The following is a 2,971-nucleotide window of genomic DNA, read 5'->3' on the forward strand; positions in this document are numbered from 1 at the left end:
ATCCCAATCGAGGGTGTAGTCGCGGTCTGGAAGTCGCCGGCTTTGAGTAGTGGCCTAGCGATAGTTGATGAGGTTTCGGAACCCACGCGCGGAAGTCACAGAGGTGTTCGAGTCATCCGTTGATCGCCTTGGCCGGGGCGTCGTAGGTGCCGGGCGGTCACGCTCTTAGCATGCTGACGCTCAGCTCGGGAGGCCCAGCTCACCATGAGTTTGTTACTTACCCTACCGGTAGGTAGAGTTGTCGATATGAGTACTAGTGCACCTGCCCACCGACCGTCGGCGCGAGGCGGCGTTCTCGCCAGCACTCTTGCGTGGGCCCGCACTGGCGCCTCTGTCTCCCTGGTGTCCGCAGCTCGCGCTGCAGGAATCACTAAGGCTGGCCTGATGTACCACTTCCCAACCAAGGAAGCACTGATGACCGCCGTCATCGACCACCTCCTCGACGGCTACGAGCGGGATCTGGCCGCCCGCCTGGCTACCACCAACCCAAACGTACCCACGATCAGCGAACGCCTCGCCGCCTACGTTGACTGGGCTTGCGACGGGCCGTTCGACTACGGCGACCTGGTCATGTTCACCGACCCCCGCCTGCGCGAGCCGCTCACCGAGCGATGGAACAGCCGCATGGGGGCCTGGGTCGACGTCCCCGAGACCCTTCCGGCCGACCAGCGGGCCCGCCTCCACGGCGTCCGACTCTTGGCCGACGGCATCTGGCTCAACACCGCCGGCAACGGCATCGCCCTATCCGACGAGGACACCGACGCCATTCGAGCACTCGCACACCACCTCATCCAGGAGAACTCATGACCAAGTGGCTACTGCTCGCGGGGTCCATCCTCAGCGAGGTCACCGGTTCGCTGTCGCTGAAGGGAGCACTCGATCGACCCGGACTGTACGTGCTCGTCGCGGCTGGCTACATCGCCTCGTTCATTCTCCTCGCCCTCGTTCTGCGTCAGGGCATGGCGCTGGGCGTCGCCTACGGCATTTGGGGCGCCCTCGGTGTCGCCACCACCGCCGTGATGTCGTCGCTGATCTTCGATGAAACCCTCACCGCACTCATGGGCGTCGGCATCGTCCTCATCATTGCCGGCGTCCTCACCGTCGAACTCGGCTCCCAGCACGCGGTCAAGAACCTCGAAGAAGCCACCTGATGGCTTACCTGTTCCTCCTCGGAGCCATCATTGCCGAGGTCAGCGCTACCCTCTCGCTGCGCATGGCAGCTACTGGCGTCCGCGCCTACTACGCCGCCGTCGCCGGCGGCTACCTCCTGGCCTTCGCGTTTCTCACCCTCGCCCTTAATGAGGGCCTGGGCCTCGGTGTCGCTTACGGCATCTGGGCAGCGTCCGGAGTTGCCCTAACGGCCGTCGCGTCCAAAGCCCTCTTCAAGGAGCCGCTCACCGCGCTCATGATGGGCGGCATCGCACTCATCATCGCCGGCGTTCTTCTCGTCGAGCTCGGCGCCCTGCACTGACTGAGATCCCCATCCCCACGACGTCGTCGCTCACAACGGAGCAAGGCCTTGGCAACGGGCTTCTGATGAGGTGTACTCGTTGATCGAAGCGACTCCGGCGCGACGGTGGCTAGATCGTGGTCGAGGTCTTCGGAAGATGACGTTCCACGCCTGACATCCGGAGGTCTGACGTCGTTGCCTGTCGCTACCGCTCGGGCCCGCTTCGCTCGCCCGGACCTGACAACGTTCTGCCGACTCGACGAACTCGACCTCGTCGTGACCGGCCAGCGCCTCGAGCCCGACCGCGCGGTGCTCGCCTGCAGAGTCCTGACCCCGGACGAGTGGTGTCGACGCTGCGGCGCCGAAGGCGCTGCTCGGGACACCGTGATCCGTCGGCTCGCGCACGAGCCGCTGGGGTGGCGACCGACGGTGTTGGAGGTCGCGGTGCGTCGCTACCGCTGCACCGGCTGCGGGCACGTGTGGCGCCAAGACACCACCCGTGCGGCCGAGCCGCGGTCGAAGCTCTCGCGCCGTGGGCTGCGGTGGGCGCTCGAAGCGCTGGTCGTGCAGCACCTCACCGTCACCCGGATCGCCGAGGGACTCGACGTCGCCTGGGACACCGCCAACGACGCCGTGCTTGCTGAAGGCCGACGTGTTCTCATCGACGACCCGGCCCGCTTCGACGGCGTGAGGGTCATCGGCGTCGATGAGCACGTCTGGAGGCACACCAGGCGCGGCGACAGGTACGTCACCGTGATCATCGACCTGACCCCGATCCGCGACAAGACCGGCCCCGCCAGGCTGCTGGACATGGTCGAGGGTCGCTCGAAGGAGGCCTTCAAGACCTGGCTCGCCGCCCGACCCGACACCTGGCGCGACGGGATCGAGGTCGTCGCGATGGACGGGTTCACCGGCTTCAAGACCGCCGCCGCCGAGGAGCTCCCCGACGCGGTGGCGGTCATGGATCCGTTCCACGTCGTCCGCCTCGCCGGGGACGCGCTCGACCGGTGCCGGCGCCGGGTGCAGCAGGCCATCCACGGCCACCGCGGGATGAAGGGCGACCCGCTGTATGCCGCGCGGCGGACCCTGCACACCGGCGCCGAGCTGCTGACCGACAAGCAGGCCGCTCGACTCCGCACGTTGTTCGGGGCCGAGGAGCATGTCGAGGTCGAGGCGACCTGGGGGATCTACCAGCGGATGATCGCCGCCTACCGCCACGAAGACCGCCACCACGGCCGCGAGCTCATGGCCAACCTGATTGCCTCGATCAGCAGCGGTGTCCCGAGGGCGCTGGTCGAACTCACCACACTCGGCCGGACGCTGAGGAAGCGCGCCGACGACGTGCTCGCCTACTTCGACCGCCCCGGCACGTCCAACGGTCCGACCGAGGCGATCAACGGCCGCCTCGAACACCTCCGCGGCAGTGCTCTTGGGTTCCGCAACCTCACCAACTACATCGCCAGGAGCCTGCTCGAGACCGGCGGGTTCAGACCCCGTCTACACCCTCGACTGGGATGAGCC

The 2,971-nt window shown here is 67.0% G+C and carries 4 protein-coding genes; all 4 read left to right on the plus strand.

Annotated elements, in window-relative coordinates; translation table 11 throughout:
- The first annotated feature begins 384 nt into the window (after positions 1-384).
- The 4 genes from ABH936_RS14020 (at position 385) to ABH936_RS14035 (ending at position 2,968) form a co-directional block, all read left to right on the plus strand.
- The gene (locus ABH936_RS14020) at positions 385-807 is read left to right on the plus strand and encodes a TetR/AcrR family transcriptional regulator (protein ID WP_160126279.1); all 423 of its coding nucleotides are present in this window, start codon (positions 385-387) and stop codon (positions 805-807) included.
- Complete coding sequence (locus ABH936_RS14025) at positions 804-1,151, plus strand: multidrug efflux SMR transporter (RefSeq protein WP_038567597.1); 348 nt, start codon at positions 804-806, stop codon at positions 1,149-1,151. The genes ABH936_RS14020 and ABH936_RS14025 overlap by 4 nt, the downstream gene beginning before the upstream one ends.
- Complete coding sequence (locus ABH936_RS14030; RefSeq protein ID WP_006947550.1) at positions 1,151-1,471, plus strand: multidrug efflux SMR transporter; 321 nt, start codon at positions 1,151-1,153, stop codon at positions 1,469-1,471. Before ABH936_RS14025 ends, ABH936_RS14030 begins: the two co-directional genes overlap by 1 nt.
- Before the next feature lie 174 nt (positions 1,472-1,645).
- The gene (locus ABH936_RS14035) at positions 1,646-2,968 is read left to right on the plus strand and encodes an ISL3 family transposase (protein ID WP_038567594.1); all 1,323 of its coding nucleotides are present in this window, start codon (positions 1,646-1,648) and stop codon (positions 2,966-2,968) included.
- The last annotated feature ends 3 nt before the right edge of the window (positions 2,969-2,971 follow it).

This window comes from Dermacoccus sp. GAS27A (genome assembly GCF_044909235.1).
Lineage (GTDB): Bacteria > Actinomycetota > Actinomycetes > Actinomycetales > Dermatophilaceae > Dermacoccus > Dermacoccus nishinomiyaensis.